The organism is Flavobacterium pectinovorum (assembly GCF_900142715.1).
Lineage (GTDB): Bacteria > Bacteroidota > Bacteroidia > Flavobacteriales > Flavobacteriaceae > Flavobacterium > Flavobacterium pectinovorum.
Genome location: NZ_FRBX01000001.1, coordinates 516,483 through 531,313, shown reverse-complemented (window position 1 = coordinate 531,313; position 14,831 = coordinate 516,483). Strand labels below are relative to the sequence as shown.

Here is a 14,831-nt window from a genome sequence, read left to right as displayed (position 1 = left end):
AGATTTTTGCACTATCCGTTAATCAATTGTGCTAATTGTTTGGTGAGGTTTTTTCGTGAATATTGTTGCAAACCAACGCCATTAGACTGTAATTTTCCTTCCAAAAACTGATTATAAAAGTCCAAAATTACACTTTTTAATTTCGCTTTTTCAGAATAATCAAAAAATACTCCTGTATTTGTTTCTTTTATAATATCTGCAAAATCAGAACCTTGCGGGCCAATTGCAATTATTGGTCTGTTCGAAACCATATATTCAAACAATTTACCCGGAATAATACTTTTCGTATCTTCAGAATTAATTTCGATTAAAAGCAAAACCTGTGACTTTTTTTGATGAGCAATTGCTTCATGATGTGAAACATAACCTAAAAGATTCAAATACTCCGTTAGATTAAATTGTGAAATAGCATCTAAAACTTCCTGACTCACAGCACCAATTAATTTAATTTCTAAATGCGTTTTAAAATCAGGGATTTCGTTTAGTAATTCAACCAGACATTCCCATAAAAAAGGAGGATTTCTATCTGATAAAAATGAACCGATATGCGCCAGAGTAAATTTGGTGTCTAAAGTTTGCTTCTCTACATTTTCGATATCATAGCCGTTTGTAATTACCGAAATTGGTTTGTTAGTAATTGCTTCAAATTCTGCTTTGGTTGTTTTGCTGGTTACAATAATTGTATCAGCAGTATTTAAAACTTTACTTTCTAATTTTTTATGTTTTTTAGCAGCGTAATTTGACAAACGCAATGCTTTATGATATCCAATTGTTGTCCACGGATCACGGAAATCAGCAAACCATTTTACATTTAATTTTTCTTTTAATTCTAAACCTATTAAATGCAAACTATGTGGCGGACCAGACGTTACAATGGTATCAATATTATTTTCCCTGATGTATTTTTCGAGATAAGATACAGATGGTTTTACCCATAAAACACGTGCATCAGGAATAAAAAGATTTCCGCGCACCCATAAAAATGTCTTGTCCAGAAAGGTTTGCTTTTTCTTTTGAGGAAAAATTCCTGAACTGATTTTCTTGGTTTTATTCTTCGAAAAAACAGAAGCTAATTGATAAGGTTCTAAAATTTTATTTTTAAGAATAATAACTTTGTCTGAAATTTGACTGACCAAACCCTCATCAATAATTGGATATGTTGGATTTTCCGGAACATACACAATTGGCTGAACATCAAATTCAGGTAAATATTTTACAAATTTCAACCAACGCTGTACGCCGGGACCCCCGGCTGGCGGGAAATAATAAGTAATGATTAAGAGCTTTTTTTGTTCCAATGAAAATTTGGTTTATTATTTTGAAGTGTAAATAGGCGTTCTAAGAAACATTTTTATTTAAATGGAATTCTGTTAGCAATACGTAATGTATAGGAAACTTCAATAAGTATCATTAATCGTTCTAACCTTTCAAGATAAGAAAGTGATTTTATTTCAACAATTCTTTGATCTTCAACTGATTTTAGGTTTAATTGTTTTATTTTATTCATTTTCAAATCTGAATTTCTTATATAATTTAAATAAAACATATACAAAAAGTACACAATTTAAAATTATCCACAAATTATAAAATCCCCATACAATTTTATATTCAGTATTCATACTTGAAAAACTAAAATATTCTCCCTGACTTTCATTATAAAAGTCATCGTATCCCATCATATAAATTCCGAAAAAAGCAAATACCAATAAATCAAAAATGATAAAAAGAATTATTTTAAAAATCTTTGAAATACGCATGCAAAGAATTTAGGCTTTATCTTGATTCTTATTATTACTGGTGTTTTTTCTTTCGAAATAAACTCCACCAATTAAAAGTAGCAACATTCCAATTGAACTTGCTAATGCAATCGTTCCTCCGGTTTTTACAACTTGTGGTTCAAATTTAAATTCTATAGTATGTTTTCCTCCCGGAACTTCCATTGCTCTTAAAACGTAATCTACAGGAAAATGATCTGTTAATTGTCCATCTACATAAGCGTTCCAGCCATTTTTATAATAGATTTCAGAGAATACCGCTAAACCATCTTTTTTATTATCTGATTGATATTTAATGTAGTTTGGTTTGTATTCCACAACTTTAATAGTTCCGGTAGTATCCCATTGTTTTTTTAATCTGGCACTTTTAAATTTACCTTCATAATCATGAACATTAAAAACCGCAACATTTTTTGTATCGATTTTATCTAATGCTTTCATAACATCATCTGGCTTGTTTACTAACTTTAGCGAACTTACAAACCATGCATTTCCGTTTGCATCGGGATTTGCAACAGGAACCTGATTTCCTTCTTTATTAGTTTGGATAACATACTTAACATTTAACATATTAAGTACTTCAATATTTCCTTTTTGAATTTGATAATCCATTAATTGCTGCATTCTTCGTGGTCTTACAGCGCTATATCCTCCAATTGTTTTATGGAAATAAGAAGATCTTCCTTGTAATTGTCCCTGCACATCAAATACACGATATATTGATTTGTCTTCTAAAATTTTAGTATCGATAGGAGTTTCCTGAAATGGAGATGCAATTTGAACCGGACTCACAAAATCTTTTGCGGAAACATATCTTTTATCCACAAAAAACAAATCGAAGATCATCAAAAGCCCTACAATAATTAAAGTAGTATTTTGTGAAAATTTATTTTTGATGAACAACCATAAAATTCCAAATGTTACTACAATAAAAAATCCGGAACGCAATAAATCAGCAGAATATAAACTCTTTCTGTCGTCTTTTAAAGCATCAACAAAAGCTGGTCCGTAACTTTCCATATATGCACTGTCGCTCATTCCCGTAAAATGAAAAAATCCTTTGGCAATTACCAGAATAGCAATAACTCCCAAACCAAAAACTCCAGTTTGAACTAGTGCTTTTTGTTGTAATTTTGATTCATCTTTAAACTTGAAAAAAGATTGTAATCCCATAACAGCAAGTACAGGAATACATAATTCTAAAATAACCTGAATAGAAGAAACTGCCCTGAACTTATCGTACATTGGAACATATTCTATAAAAAAGTTAGTCAGTAATGAGAAATTTTTTCCCCAGGAAAGCATCAATGTAAATAACGCACCTGCCAGAAATACATATTTTATTTTTCTATCATCTATAAATAATGCTAAAACCGCCAGAAAGAAAACTACAACCCCAATATAAGCTGGCGCAGAAACAATTGGCTGATCTCCCCAATACGTTGGCATTCCGGAAACGAAATCTTGTGCCTGATCTGATGGAACTCCCTGCTCAATCATAAAAGAGTACATACGGCTATCGGTTCCCACATTTTCATGGCTGGATCCTCCAAAAATTCTTGGGGCAATTAAGTTCAAACTTTCTGCAATACCATAACTATATTCTGTAATATAATCAGTTGTCATGGAAGCTGTTGTTTGATTTTTAGATCCGTCCGGATTAAAAGTCAATTCGCTTTTATCACGAATACTAAATTTAGCATATTCGCTTGTCGCCATTAAATTAGTTGCATTCGCACCAATAGCAACAATCCCTGCCGCTGCCAAAACTCCAAATGATATTAATAATGGCTTATATTCTTTGTCTTTAATAAATTGAAAAGTAAAATATCCTGAAAGAATTAATAAGAATATCAATAGATAATACGTCATTTGAAAGTGGTTTGCATTCACTTCAAGTGCAACTGCAAACATGGTGAGTAAGCCTCCCCAAATGTATTTTTTCTGGAAAACAAGTATAAAACCGGCAATTACAAGCGGCATATAAGCAATAGCATGCGCTTTTGCATTATGACCAACTCCCAAAATAATAATTAGATAAGTAGAAAAACCAAACGCAATCGCGCCAATAAATGCTTTTAGCGGATCTGTTTTTAAAACTAATAACAATCCGTAAAAACCCAGGAAATATAGAAATAAATAATCTGCAGGACGTGGTAAAAAACGTAAAGCATCATCTAGTTTACCTACATAATCATTTGGATAGTTTGCCCCTAACTGATATGTTGGCATTCCGCCAAAAGCCGAATTTGTCCAATAAGGTTCACTATGTTCTGCAGCTCTAAAATCATTTTGCTCTTTTGCCATTCCGGTATATTGTGCAATATCGGATTGGAAAATTTGTTTTCCCTGTAAAACCGGGTAAAAATAAATTAAGGAAACGAGAATAAAGCCCAATATAACAAGGGCATGCGGATAGAACTTATTTACTATTTTCAATTTAGGTTAGTTTAGGTTAAATGATGATTCCTATTATTTAGGGCACAAACTTAATCTATTTCTTCGTAATCAACATAATCACCCACTTTTTTGGTTTCGCGTGGATTTTTTGCATTAGCAGTATTGATGATTATTTCATCATTATTGTTACGAGTTTTTTGCCAGCTATTATCCTGGCTATATTGTTGTTGTTTTTGAAAATTCTCTCCTGCTTTTTCAACCGCTTTTTTTACCAATACAGGCAAAAAGATTCTGGCTAAAAATTTAAAAATATAATAAAATGCTATCATGTATACAATAGCTTTTATTAAACCTGAAAAAGATGCTTCTTGCATGATCATATAATTTTTTTCCAAAATTAATAAATCCATTGTTTAAAATTAAAATATGAATCTTAAATAAATAATAAAATATGTACATTTGAAATGCGTTATATCTTTTTAATCCCAAAAACAGATTTATGTTAAAAATTAAATACCTACTTATTGCATCTCTTTTTTTTGCACCACAATTATTTTTTGCGCAATATACCGATGTTATTAACTCAAACAGGCCAGGTGAAACGATGTCTGCCTATGCAGTTGGTAAATCAGTAATTCAGGCCGAAATTGGCGTTTACGGCATTAAAGAAAAACATGATTTATTAGATTATGATGCAAGTGGTTTTGGAACGGATTTAACGTTTAGATACGGCGCTTTTCTTGAAAAACTAGAATTTATTCTGGACTTGCAATATCAAATGGAAAACTTTGATACTCCGTATACAAGCTACAAAAAAAACAATTTCAGACAAACCGTTTTGGGAGCTAAATATTTGATTTACGATCCTTTTAAAAATTACGAAAAAACAAAAAACATCTACAGCTATAAAGCCAATCATCGCTTTGACTGGCATTCTTTAATTCCTGCTGTTTCGGTATTTGCCGGAGCAAATTTTGTCGGAGCTGACAACCCGTATTCTTTTTCTCCGCAGTCAAGTATTTCTCCAAAGATTGCATTGATTACCCAAAACGTTTTTGGAGACGGAAAATGGGTTTTTGTAACTAATATTATCGCAGATTATATTACAACAGACTATCCAAGTTACGGATATGTATTAACTTTGACGCATGGATTTAATGACAAATGGTCTGGATTTATTGAAAATCAAGGATACAAAAGTGATTTTTACAGTGACGCTATTGTTCGTGGAGGAGCTGCTTACTTAATTAATCCAAATTTGCAGGTGGACGCATCAATAAGTACAAACTTTAAAAATTCGCCTTCTATTATGTATGGCGGAGTTGGAGTTTCATGGCGTTATGACGGTAAGTACAAGGAAAAGCAAATGGAATTTAAAAGAGAATCCAGAAAAGAGAAAAAAGTAAAAGATCCGAAATCAAAGAAATCGGAGAAAGAAACTGATTATCAGGAACAAGAAAGAAAACGTAAATCTAAATACGAATAAGAATTAATAACCAACTTCTCTATATAAAGAGATTTTACAATAACGATCTTAATGATTACAATTAAAGAAGCAAAAACCAAGAAAGAATTAACAGAATATATCAAATTTCCGTTTTCATTATACAAAAACAATCCTTATTGGGTTCCGCCTATTATTGCAGATGAATTAGAATCGTTTGACAAAACAAAAAATCCTGCTTTTGATAGTGCCGAGGCGTACTTTTATCTGGCTTATAAAAATAATGAAATCGTTGGTCGAATAACAGCAATTATCAATTGGTCTGAAGTCAATAATCAGCATAAAAGAAAGGTTCGTTTTGGCTGGTTTGATGTAATTGATGATATTGAAGTTACAAAAGCATTATTAGAGAAAGTTTACGAATTAGGAAGACTACATAATCTGGAACATGCTGAAGGTCCGATGGGATTTTCGAATTTAGATAAAGTTGGAGTTCTTACTGAAGGTTATGACCAAATGGGAACTATGATTACCTGGTACAATAATCCGTATTATGTAACTCATTTTGAACAATTAGGCTTTCAGGTCGAAAAAGAATATATCGAAAGTATTTTTCCGTTTTCAAATGTGAAGCCTGAATTTTTCCTGAAAGCTCAGGAATTAATCAAAAAAAGATATGGCTTAAGAGCATTGACATTTACAAAAACAAAAGACATTATGCCACACGTTGACAAAATGTTTGATTTGTTTAATGAATCCTATGCAAAACTAGCTTCGTTTGTAGCTATTTCAGATGTACAGAAAGAATATTTTAAGAAAAAATACATCAGTTTTATCAATCCTGAATACATTAAATTTGTTGTTGATAAAGAGGATAATCTGGTTGCTTTTAGCATTGTAATGCCAAGTTTTACAGAAGCATTACAGAAAGCAAAAGGGAAATTATTTCCATTTGGTTTTATTCATTTATTAAGAGCCAGAAAAAAGAGTAAAGATGTGGTTTTTTACTTAATTGGTGTTCATCCTGACTACCAAAACAAAGGTGTAACAGCTATTATTTTTGATGAATATTTTAAAACTTTTTCTGAAAAAGGAATTCAAAATTGCATCAGAACCCCGGAGTTAGCCGAAAACACAGCTATTCATTTACTTTGGAAAAACTTTGATCCAAAAATTCACTGTCAGAGAAAAACGTATCTGAAAAACTTATAAGAAAACAATCTATTTATCGTTTACAAAAAATCCCTTCTACGAAGGGATTTCTTTTTTACAATTTTTTTATTTCTTTATTTCTTATTGCGGGCAATCAACTTTTGTCAATGTATTTTTTGCATCAAATTTTAATTTTGTTTTATCTTTAAAAGACACTTTATTGTTAGCATCAACTACATCTCCATATCCTTCAATAAGAGTTCCATCTTTTTGCAAAAAGACTACTTCTCTAACAGAAGAAACTCCTTCAGACATGAAAGTATAATCTGCAATTAATGTATCGCCTTTCATATTTCCTATTAAAGTACCTTCGTTTTTATCTTTTCCTGTTAAGTTATAACTCAATTTTCCGTTTACTTCCTGATGAGAATTAACATTAAAACTTAAGGCTACTATATTCCCATTAAGTCTTGATGCATAACATTGATCTCCTGCCGGTTCTACAAGTTCTGCTTCTTTTGGAGCGCTTGGTTCTATTTGCGGAGGTGGAAGCGTGGTCTCCTTTTTACAGGAAATAAAAAGGGTTAAAATCATTATTGTTATTGCTGATACTTTTTTCATAATCTGATTTTTTAATAATTAGTACTATAAAGTTAGTTCAAATAAAAAAAATCCATTCGCATAAACGAATGGATTTTTTATATAATTCCCATATGAGGGAATCGTTATTTTAAAAGAAATTAAGCGTCTAAATCAACTGTTGTTCTGCTTGCGATTTCTTTATATGTACCGTTTTCTAATTTTTCACGAATTGCTTCAAAAGCAGTAAGTGTTTCATCAATATCAGCTAAAGTATGTGATGTTGTCGGGATCATTCTCAATAAAATAATTCCTTTTGGAATTACAGGATAAATTACAATCGACAAGAAAATACCGTAGTTTTCTCTTAAATCGTTTACCATAACCATTGCTTCCGGCACACTTCCTTCTAAATAAACTGGTGTAACACAAGTATTTGTATCTCCAATATTAAAGTTTCTTGAACGTAATCCGTTTTGTAATGCATTTACATTTTCCCAAAGTTTATCTTTCAATTCCGGGTGATTACGCAATAATTCCAAACGTTTTAAAGAACCAATTGTCTGAATCATCGGTAACGCTTTTGCAAACATTTGCGAACGTAAATTATATTTCAAATAATCGATAATATCTTTATCTGCAGCAATAAAAGCTCCAATATTTGCCATTGATTTTGCAAAAGTTGAGAAATAAACATCGATACCATCCTGACATCCCTGCTCCTCACCTGCTCCGGCACCTGTTTTTCCAAGTGTACCAAAACCGTGTGCATCATCAACCAATAAACGGAAATTATATTTTTCTTTTAAAGCAACAATTTCTTTTAATTTACCTTGCTGTCCTCGCATTCCAAAAACACCTTCAGTAATAAAAAGAATACCTCCACCTGTTTCAAGTGCCATTTTGGTAGCTCTTTGCAGGTTTTTTTCCATACTTTCAAGATCGTTGTGCTTGTAAGTAAAACGTTTACCCATATGCAAACGAACACCATCAATAATACAAGCATGTGAATCTACGTCATATACAATAATATCATTTTTAGTAACCAGTGCATCAATAGTAGAAACCATTCCCTGGTAACCAAAATTCAACAAATAAGCTGCTGGTTTCATTACAAACTCAGCCAACTCATTTTCTAACTGCTCATGGTATTTTGTATGTCCTGACATCATTCTGGCTCCCATAGGATAAGCTGCGCCAAATTGAGTAGCTGCATCGATATCTGCCTGACGAACCTCCGGATGATTTGCAAGACCTAAATAGTCATTCAAACTCCAATTTAAAATATTTTTTCCACCAAATTGCATTCTTGGACCAAGTTCACCTTCTAATTTAGGGAAAACAAAATAACCCTCAGCTTGCGAAGCCCATTTTCCTAATGGTCCTTTATTGTTCTGAATTCTTTCGAATAAATCTTTTACCATAAATATATTTTGAAGTAATAATTTTTATTTATACAGGGTGCAAAAATAATGATTATTATTCTAAAATAGAGTTAGCCAATTATTTTTATTAAAAAATATTGAAAATATTGAACTTTAGCTTCAATACTGTAACCTTTTTGCAAGAATTAACCAATCAATTATTTAATTATTAAATACAATTTTTAAAAAAATATAAGTAATATATGACTTTTATCATAATAAAAGACAAAACGGTCTTTTAATTTTACTTCAGATTTAAAACTAAAGTAAACCAATTATTATGAAAAAGAAGAATGATGCCCTTATTGTTATCAGGCTATTTGTATACACCTTTTTTTGTGTACTAATTTTATCTTCATGTAAAAAAAGTGAAGAACCAGTCGATTACACTACAATTAAAACAGAAGGACAAATGGATGCCGAACTTACTGCCCCGCCAATGGTACCAAAACCAATTGGAAAAAGAGCAGCCATGAAACTGAAGGTAAACATGGAAATTAAGGAACAGGAAGGCACAATGACAGATGGTGTAAAATATACGTACTGGACATTTGGAGGATCTGTTCCCGGAAGTTTTATCAGAACACGTGTGGGCGATGAAGTAGAATTTCACCTAAAAAATCATCCGGACAATAAATTACCACATAACATCGATTTGCATGCCGTTACTGGCCCTGGTGGAGGTGCAACATCATCTTTAGTAGCTCCCGGACATGAAAAGGTGTTTAGTTTTAAGGTTATAAATCCGGGGCTTTACGTTTACCACTGTGCGACTGCTCCTGTGGGAATGCATATTGCCAACGGAATGTACGGTTTGATTTTAGTTGAACCTGAAGGCGGACTTCCTCCGGTTGATAAGGAATACTATGTAATGCAGGGCGATTTTTACACGCAAGGCGAATATGGAGCCAAAGGACTTCAGCCTTTTGATATGAATAAAGCGATTAAAGAAACTCCTGATTATGTTGTTTTTAATGGAAAAGTAGGATCGATGACAAACGGAAATGAACTTACCGCAAAAGTGGGCGAAACAGTACGTTTATTTGTGGGGAACGGTGGCCCGAATTTAGTTTCTTCTTTTCATGTTATTGGAGAAATCTTTGACAACGTGCATGTTGAAGGTGGCGCTATGATGAATAAAAACGTTCAGACTACATTAATTCCGGCGGGCGGATCTGCTATTGTTGATTTTAAAGTAGAAACTCCGGGAAATTTCATCTTAGTTGACCACTCTATCTTTAGAGCCTTTAATAAAGGTGCTTTGGGAATATTAAAAGTTGAAGGTGCCGAAAATAAAAACATTTATTCAGGAACTATTCAGGAAGGGATTTATTTGCCGGAAGGCGGAACTATTCAAAAAATGCCCGAAGAAAAAGCTACAACAACAGCTGTACCTAAAAGAACTTTGGCTGATAAAATAAAAATTGGAAAAGAAATTTTTGGAACAACCTGCTTTGCCTGTCACCAATCTGAAGGACAAGGAATTCCGGGAGCTTTCCCTCCTCTTGCAAAATCAGATTATCTAAATGCAGATTCAAAAAGAGCTATCAAAACAATTTTACATGGTTTAAGCGGTGAAATTACTGTAAATGGTAAAAAATTTAATAGTGTGATGCCAGCGCAAAATCTTTCAGATGATGAAATAGCCAATGTTATGACTTATATATATAGCAACTGGGGTAATAATAAAACAGAAGTTACACCGGAAATGGTTAAGGCACAACGCTAAAATAGAAACAATGGCAAAAAGCATTTATATTATTTTTCTATTCTTGGTTCAGATTGGATTCTTAAGAGCACAAGAGTCGAAAATGGTTCCGGTAAAAGAGGGTTCATTTGTCCCTCTTTACGGAGCCACATCGAAAAATCCTGTAAAAGTAAAATCGTTTTTTATAGATGTTTATCCTGTTACTAATGCTGAGTTTTTAAGTTTTATCAAAAAAAAACTAAGCCTTAGCAAATCTAAAATAAAAGGCATTTTTGCTGATAAAAGTTATTTAGCTTACTGGAAAAATGATCTTGATTTTGGAAATGTAAACCCTAAATCGCCTGTAACAAATGTTTCGTGGTATGCCGCCAAAAAATACTGCGAGTGTCAGGGAAAGCGTTTACCAACAATGGATGAATGGGAATATGTAGCTATGGCTGATGAGAAAAAAACAGATGCCAGAACCAAAACAGAATTCAATAAGTACATTTTGTCCTGGTATGAAAAATCAAAAACCTACGAAAACCCAATTGGCCAAACATTCAAAAATTACTGGGGCGTTTATGATATGCATGGATTAGTTTGGGAATGGACAGCCGATTTTAACAGCATTTTTTTATCGGGAGAATCCAGAAAAGATAAAAGTGAAGACAAAAACCTTTTTTGCGGCGGCGCATCTGTCAATGCAACTGACTTAATGGATTATGCTGCATTTATGCGATATGCTTTTAGAGGAAGTCTAAAAGCGCAATATTCGACCCGAAATCTTGGTTTTCGTTGTGCTGATACAAAGAAACTTTAATTTTAAATTATTAAAAATGAATAAAACTATACTGGTGCTCTTTATTCTTCTTTTTACTTTACAAAGCTGCAAAGACTCTGAAAAAAAAGAAAGCCAACCGATACCAAAAAGCAAAGAAATTAGTGATTTATCAATCTATAATTTACCCTCTGAATGGACAACTCAGGATGGAAAAAATATCGAATTAAAAAGTTTAAATGGTAATGTTCTTGTCATGGTAATGATTTACACATCGTGCAAGGCTGCCTGTCCAAGATTAGTGGCAGACATGCGATCTATTGAAACAAAACTGGACAAACAAACTAAAAAAAATATAAAACTTATATTGGTAAGTATTGATCCTAAAACTGATACTCCGCAAAGATTAAAGGCTTTTGCAATAGAAAATAAAATGAATCAGTATCCCTGGATTTTCCTTCGCTCTACAGAAGAAAACACACGCGAATTTGCTGCTGTACTTGCGGTAAATTATAAGCAAATTTCGCCAATCGATTTTTCGCATTCAAATATTATAAGTGTTTTTAATCCAAAAGGCGAATTAATATACCAGCAAGAAGGTTTAGGAGTAAATAACGATAAAACCATAACGATAATAAACGAAGAAGCTAAAAAAATTAAATAGGTTGATTAGTCGAAAACAAGAGAAGATTTTAATTAATCAACTCTTGTTTTTTTATTTATAATTGAAATTACAATCAAAATTAATCCTGATACAATTAAAAAACTTGCCGTAAAAATACTTTCGTAATATGCGGGAAGTTTTTCTCTGTTAAAATAAAAAAATGATCCCTGAAGAAATAACAAGACTTCAGTTGCAGCATATCCTAAAATAAAAAACTTCATTCCTAAGCGAAGTATAGAAGATTGATTTGAAAGCATTTTATTTTGAATTAATATTCCGAACAAAAAACCGGTAATTATACCCAATGATGTTAAGTGGATAAATCCAATTACAAAATTTCTCACCTGATGTGAAGTTTCAGCCAGACAAGGTAACAAAACCAATAATTGCAAGCTTATTTTTAGAAATAAAGAACTAAAAGCTAACCCATAAACTATTTTGGTTGTTGAATTTAAACTGGTTTTAAAAGTCTTTATTTGAGTTTTTAGCATTTTATAGAAATAAACAAAAGCCAAAAGCTGGAGCAAAACGCCACAAGCATTGATCCACCTTAATATTTTCATATCAACAAACCAACTAACAGGAAATGCAACCGTTAAAAGGATTGAAATAATTAGCAAAATTTGGAATATTCTAAAATGTTTTAGATTGATTTCAGCCTTAAATTGTTGTAAAAACAATGCTAAAACTGCTATTAAAAACCAGCCATTGAATTGAAAATGAAGAAAAAACTGAATTGCAATTTGATAAAAAGCACTTTGCTTACCCAATGTACTTATTGCCGGACCAAGACACCAGACGCCAAAAGTGGAAAAAACCATAAACAGAATCGAGATCAATAAAAGCCTTTTATTATACGTTTTATCAGCTACTGCATCTTTCCAAACGAGCCAGCAAAAAACATAACTTAATAAAATATGTGCCGTCGAAAATATAATTGAAAACAATCCATAACCCTGAACAGGAAAAGCAATCATCATTCCGATAACTGCACATTCTGTCGTCCAGAACAATTGATTGTAAATTGGTTTCTCTCTTTTATCATTTGGAACAAAAAAATGAATGATTAAAATATAAATCATCATGTAAATCCAACCTAACATGGCAACATGAGAATGTGCATGAAGCAGATAAATATAATTTACATTTAAAGGAAAAAGGTATGAAAAACGCAACAGCAAACCCATAATTGAAGCTATGAGAAAGTTGAGAAAACAACAAAGTACCCAACTTTTTTGCGAATTCATTTTAAGAGGTATTTTCATTTCTTTTCAAATAAAAATGCACCAAACATAAGTCAAATTTGTGATTTAGTTGGTGCATTAATTTCTAAATTAACCCGTTGGATATAATGCATAAAATTTTAATTAAACACATAGAAACATAGATTTTATGATTTTGAAAAAGTAAATCCAAAAGAAACTTGTTTCTCACACATAGTCCCGAAGCTTCGGGATTTGTTAATGCAAGTGAAACACCTTTTTTGAGTTCAATAATTCTATGTTTCTATGTGTTAAAAAATAATTACACCCAACGGGTTTCTAAATTAGTTAGTGTTAGGCAAATTCTTCTTCCAGAATTACAGCTTTAGGAAACAGGATATTATTTTCAAGATGAATGTGCTTGTGCAAATCTTCTTCAAATTCTTTTAACATGGCAAATGTTACTTTATAAGTCGTACATCCATCGCTTGGCGGCGTATAGTTATTGGTCAAATTTGCAATTTCTCTAAAACGGTCTCCTTCATTATCATGTTCCTGCATCATCATCGCAATAGGATTTGATACGGTTCCAAAAGACGGCTGAGACAAAATCCCATTAGATTCTTTCGTTTTTACCATTCGTTTGATAAAAGGAAATAACATTAATTCTTCCTTTTTCATGTGCTGTGACAATTCGCCTGCACCTGCGGTAAACAGTTCATTAATTCTAAATAATTCCGGATGTCCTCCACCATGAACTTTACATAATTTATCTAAAAACTGTGTCAAAATAGTTGTTTTATCTTCAACATAACGATGGTGTGTTTTTTCAATATAATCGACCAATAAATCTAATGGCCAGGAATTAAAATCTATCGTATTTCCGTTTTCAGACTGTAGTACATCAAAAACGTTTTGCATTAATACATCTGCATCAATATCTTGTTTTTCGCAAACTTCCGTTATGGTTCTGTTTCCTTTACAACAAAAATCGATTTGATATTTTGTAAAAACTGCCGCTGTTCTAAAATCCTGTGCTACAAATGAGCCTACTGTTTTATTCTTTAAATTTTCCATTTTTCTTAAAAATTAGTTATTGTTATTTCTAATCAATTTCAATAAAAGACAATATTATCTTTTATTGAAATATAAAAAAACTCTAATGCATTAAAAAACATTAGAGTTTTTTATGTTTATTCTACAATTAAAACACCTTTCATCATGGCAAAATGCCCAGGAAAAGTACATAAAAAGTTATATGTTCCTTTTTTATCAATTGTAAATTCTATTGTATCTTCTTCTCCTCCACCAAGTAATTTAGTATGGGCAATAATTGATGCTTTTTCTGAAGCAGGAATATAATCAGTATCTTTTGCTGTAATTGCTTTTGAGGCAAAAGCAGCTTCATCTGTACCTTCCTGTAAAATAACCAGGTTGTGTCCCATGGCTTCTTTTGGTATTTTACCTACATGTTTTAAAGTTAAAGTTATTGGCTTCCCGGCAGTTGCTCTTAATTCGCCTGTATTAAATTGCATTTGATCGTTTCCTTCAACAACCAAAACGTTGTTTACTGCGGTTGCCGCCTGCCCTTCTCCTTCTGTAGTTTCATTTACTTCTGTTGACTCCTCAGTTGGTGCAGTTTCTTTTTTTCCACAAGAGGTTATGGCTAAAAATCCCATTAGCACAAGCATCGAAATTTTGACTTTTTTATTCATTATTAAGT

The 14,831-nt window shown here is 32.2% G+C and carries 14 protein-coding genes; 5 read left to right on the top strand and 9 right to left on the bottom strand.

The annotated features are described in order from the left end of the window. Nucleotides 1–11 precede the first annotated feature (11 nt). The 4 genes from BUE22_RS02095 to BUE22_RS02080 form a co-directional block, all read right to left on the bottom strand. The gene (locus BUE22_RS02095) at nucleotides 12–1,298 is read right to left on the bottom strand and encodes a glycosyltransferase family 4 protein (RefSeq protein WP_073393428.1); all 1,287 of its coding nucleotides are present in this window, start codon (nucleotides 1,296–1,298) and stop codon (nucleotides 12–14) included. 201 nt (nucleotides 1,299–1,499) lie between these two features. After that, nucleotides 1,500–1,757 (bottom strand): hypothetical protein, encoded by a 258-nt coding sequence (locus BUE22_RS02090; protein ID WP_073393426.1) that lies wholly within the window; start codon nucleotides 1,755–1,757, stop codon nucleotides 1,500–1,502. Between the two features lie 9 nt (nucleotides 1,758–1,766). Continuing rightward, nucleotides 1,767–4,214, bottom strand: a complete 2,448-nt coding sequence (locus BUE22_RS02085; protein ID WP_073393423.1) for a YfhO family protein — start codon at nucleotides 4,212–4,214, stop codon at nucleotides 1,767–1,769. Nucleotides 4,215–4,264: 50 nt separating this feature from the next. Continuing rightward, nucleotides 4,265–4,549 carry a DUF4834 family protein gene (locus BUE22_RS02080; RefSeq protein ID WP_042564565.1) on the bottom strand — a complete coding sequence of 95 codons (285 nt, stop codon included), beginning with the start codon at nucleotides 4,547–4,549 and terminating at the stop codon, nucleotides 4,265–4,267. Between the two features lie 125 nt (nucleotides 4,550–4,674). Here BUE22_RS02080 and BUE22_RS02075 point away from each other — a divergent pair, with 125 nt between their 5' ends. Next, nucleotides 4,675–5,661, top strand: coding sequence for a transporter (locus BUE22_RS02075; protein ID WP_073393420.1), 987 nt, complete (start codon nucleotides 4,675–4,677; stop codon nucleotides 5,659–5,661). A 51-nt stretch (nucleotides 5,662–5,712) separates the two neighbouring features. Then, the gene (locus tag BUE22_RS02070; protein WP_073393417.1) at nucleotides 5,713–6,831 is read left to right on the top strand and encodes a GNAT family N-acetyltransferase; all 1,119 of its coding nucleotides are present in this window, start codon (nucleotides 5,713–5,715) and stop codon (nucleotides 6,829–6,831) included. 81 nt (nucleotides 6,832–6,912) lie between these two features. Here BUE22_RS02070 and BUE22_RS02065 read toward each other — a convergent pair whose 3' ends face one another. Both BUE22_RS02065 and BUE22_RS02060 read right to left on the bottom strand, forming a co-directional pair. After that, a complete protein-coding gene (locus BUE22_RS02065) occupies nucleotides 6,913–7,392 on the bottom strand; it encodes a hypothetical protein (protein WP_073393414.1) in 480 nt (159 codons plus the stop codon). A gap of 119 nt (nucleotides 7,393–7,511) precedes the next feature. Next, nucleotides 7,512–8,774: a cysteate-C-fatty acyltransferase gene (locus tag BUE22_RS02060; RefSeq protein WP_042564098.1), complete on the bottom strand. Its 1,263-nt coding sequence runs from the start codon at nucleotides 8,772–8,774 to the stop codon at nucleotides 7,512–7,514. A 280-nt stretch (nucleotides 8,775–9,054) separates the two neighbouring features. Between BUE22_RS02060 and nirK the strand changes: the two genes are divergently transcribed. The 3 genes from nirK to BUE22_RS02045 are packed head-to-tail and all read left to right on the top strand — an operon-like array spanning nucleotide 9,055 to nucleotide 11,906. Then, on the top strand, nucleotides 9,055–10,503 hold the full coding sequence (gene nirK / locus BUE22_RS02055) for a copper-containing nitrite reductase (protein WP_073393411.1): 1,449 nt from the start codon (nucleotides 9,055–9,057) through the stop codon (nucleotides 10,501–10,503). A gap of 10 nt (nucleotides 10,504–10,513) precedes the next feature. Then, nucleotides 10,514–11,284, top strand: coding sequence for a formylglycine-generating enzyme family protein (locus tag BUE22_RS02050; RefSeq protein ID WP_073393409.1), 771 nt, complete (start codon nucleotides 10,514–10,516; stop codon nucleotides 11,282–11,284). Nucleotides 11,285–11,300: 16 nt separating this feature from the next. After that, complete coding sequence (locus tag BUE22_RS02045; RefSeq protein ID WP_073393406.1) at nucleotides 11,301–11,906, top strand: SCO family protein; 606 nt, start codon at nucleotides 11,301–11,303, stop codon at nucleotides 11,904–11,906. 32 nt (nucleotides 11,907–11,938) lie between these two features. On the opposite strand, the gene BUE22_RS02040 is transcribed toward BUE22_RS02045, so the two are convergent. The 3 genes from BUE22_RS02040 to azu form a co-directional block, all read right to left on the bottom strand. Further along, the gene (locus BUE22_RS02040; RefSeq protein ID WP_084540192.1) at nucleotides 11,939–13,171 is read right to left on the bottom strand and encodes a hypothetical protein; all 1,233 of its coding nucleotides are present in this window, start codon (nucleotides 13,169–13,171) and stop codon (nucleotides 11,939–11,941) included. A gap of 291 nt (nucleotides 13,172–13,462) precedes the next feature. Continuing rightward, nucleotides 13,463–14,185 carry an iron-sulfur cluster repair di-iron protein gene (ric, locus tag BUE22_RS02035; RefSeq protein WP_073393400.1) on the bottom strand — a complete coding sequence of 241 codons (723 nt, stop codon included), beginning with the start codon at nucleotides 14,183–14,185 and terminating at the stop codon, nucleotides 13,463–13,465. Between the two features lie 116 nt (nucleotides 14,186–14,301). Continuing rightward, the gene (azu, locus tag BUE22_RS02030; protein WP_073393398.1) at nucleotides 14,302–14,823 is read right to left on the bottom strand and encodes an azurin; all 522 of its coding nucleotides are present in this window, start codon (nucleotides 14,821–14,823) and stop codon (nucleotides 14,302–14,304) included. Nucleotides 14,824–14,831: the final 8 nt, after the last annotated feature.

Excerpts from the sequence above, each read along its gene's own strand:
- BUE22_RS02080 (WP_042564565.1), bottom strand. The coding sequence starts at position 4,549 with ATGCAAGAAGCATCTTTTTCAGGTTTAATAAAAGCTATTGTATACATG.
- BUE22_RS02060 (WP_042564098.1), bottom strand. The coding sequence starts at position 8,774 with ATGGTAAAAGATTTATTCGAAAGAATTCAGAACAATAAAGGACCATTA.
- BUE22_RS02040 (WP_084540192.1), bottom strand. The coding sequence starts at position 13,171 with ATGAAAATACCTCTTAAAATGAATTCGCAAAAAAGTTGGGTACTTTGT.
- BUE22_RS02050 (WP_073393409.1), top strand. The coding sequence starts at position 10,514 with ATGGCAAAAAGCATTTATATTATTTTTCTATTCTTGGTTCAGATTGGA.
- azu (WP_073393398.1), bottom strand. The coding sequence starts at position 14,823 with ATGAATAAAAAAGTCAAAATTTCGATGCTTGTGCTAATGGGATTTTTA.
- BUE22_RS02070 (WP_073393417.1), top strand. The coding sequence starts at position 5,713 with ATGATTACAATTAAAGAAGCAAAAACCAAGAAAGAATTAACAGAATAT.
- BUE22_RS02045 (WP_073393406.1), top strand. The coding sequence starts at position 11,301 with ATGAATAAAACTATACTGGTGCTCTTTATTCTTCTTTTTACTTTACAA.
- BUE22_RS02090 (WP_073393426.1), bottom strand. The coding sequence starts at position 1,757 with ATGCGTATTTCAAAGATTTTTAAAATAATTCTTTTTATCATTTTTGAT.
- BUE22_RS02065 (WP_073393414.1), bottom strand. The coding sequence starts at position 7,392 with ATGAAAAAAGTATCAGCAATAACAATAATGATTTTAACCCTTTTTATT.
- BUE22_RS02075 (WP_073393420.1), top strand. The coding sequence starts at position 4,675 with ATGTTAAAAATTAAATACCTACTTATTGCATCTCTTTTTTTTGCACCA.
- ric (WP_073393400.1), bottom strand. The coding sequence starts at position 14,185 with ATGGAAAATTTAAAGAATAAAACAGTAGGCTCATTTGTAGCACAGGAT.
- nirK (WP_073393411.1), top strand. The coding sequence starts at position 9,055 with ATGAAAAAGAAGAATGATGCCCTTATTGTTATCAGGCTATTTGTATAC.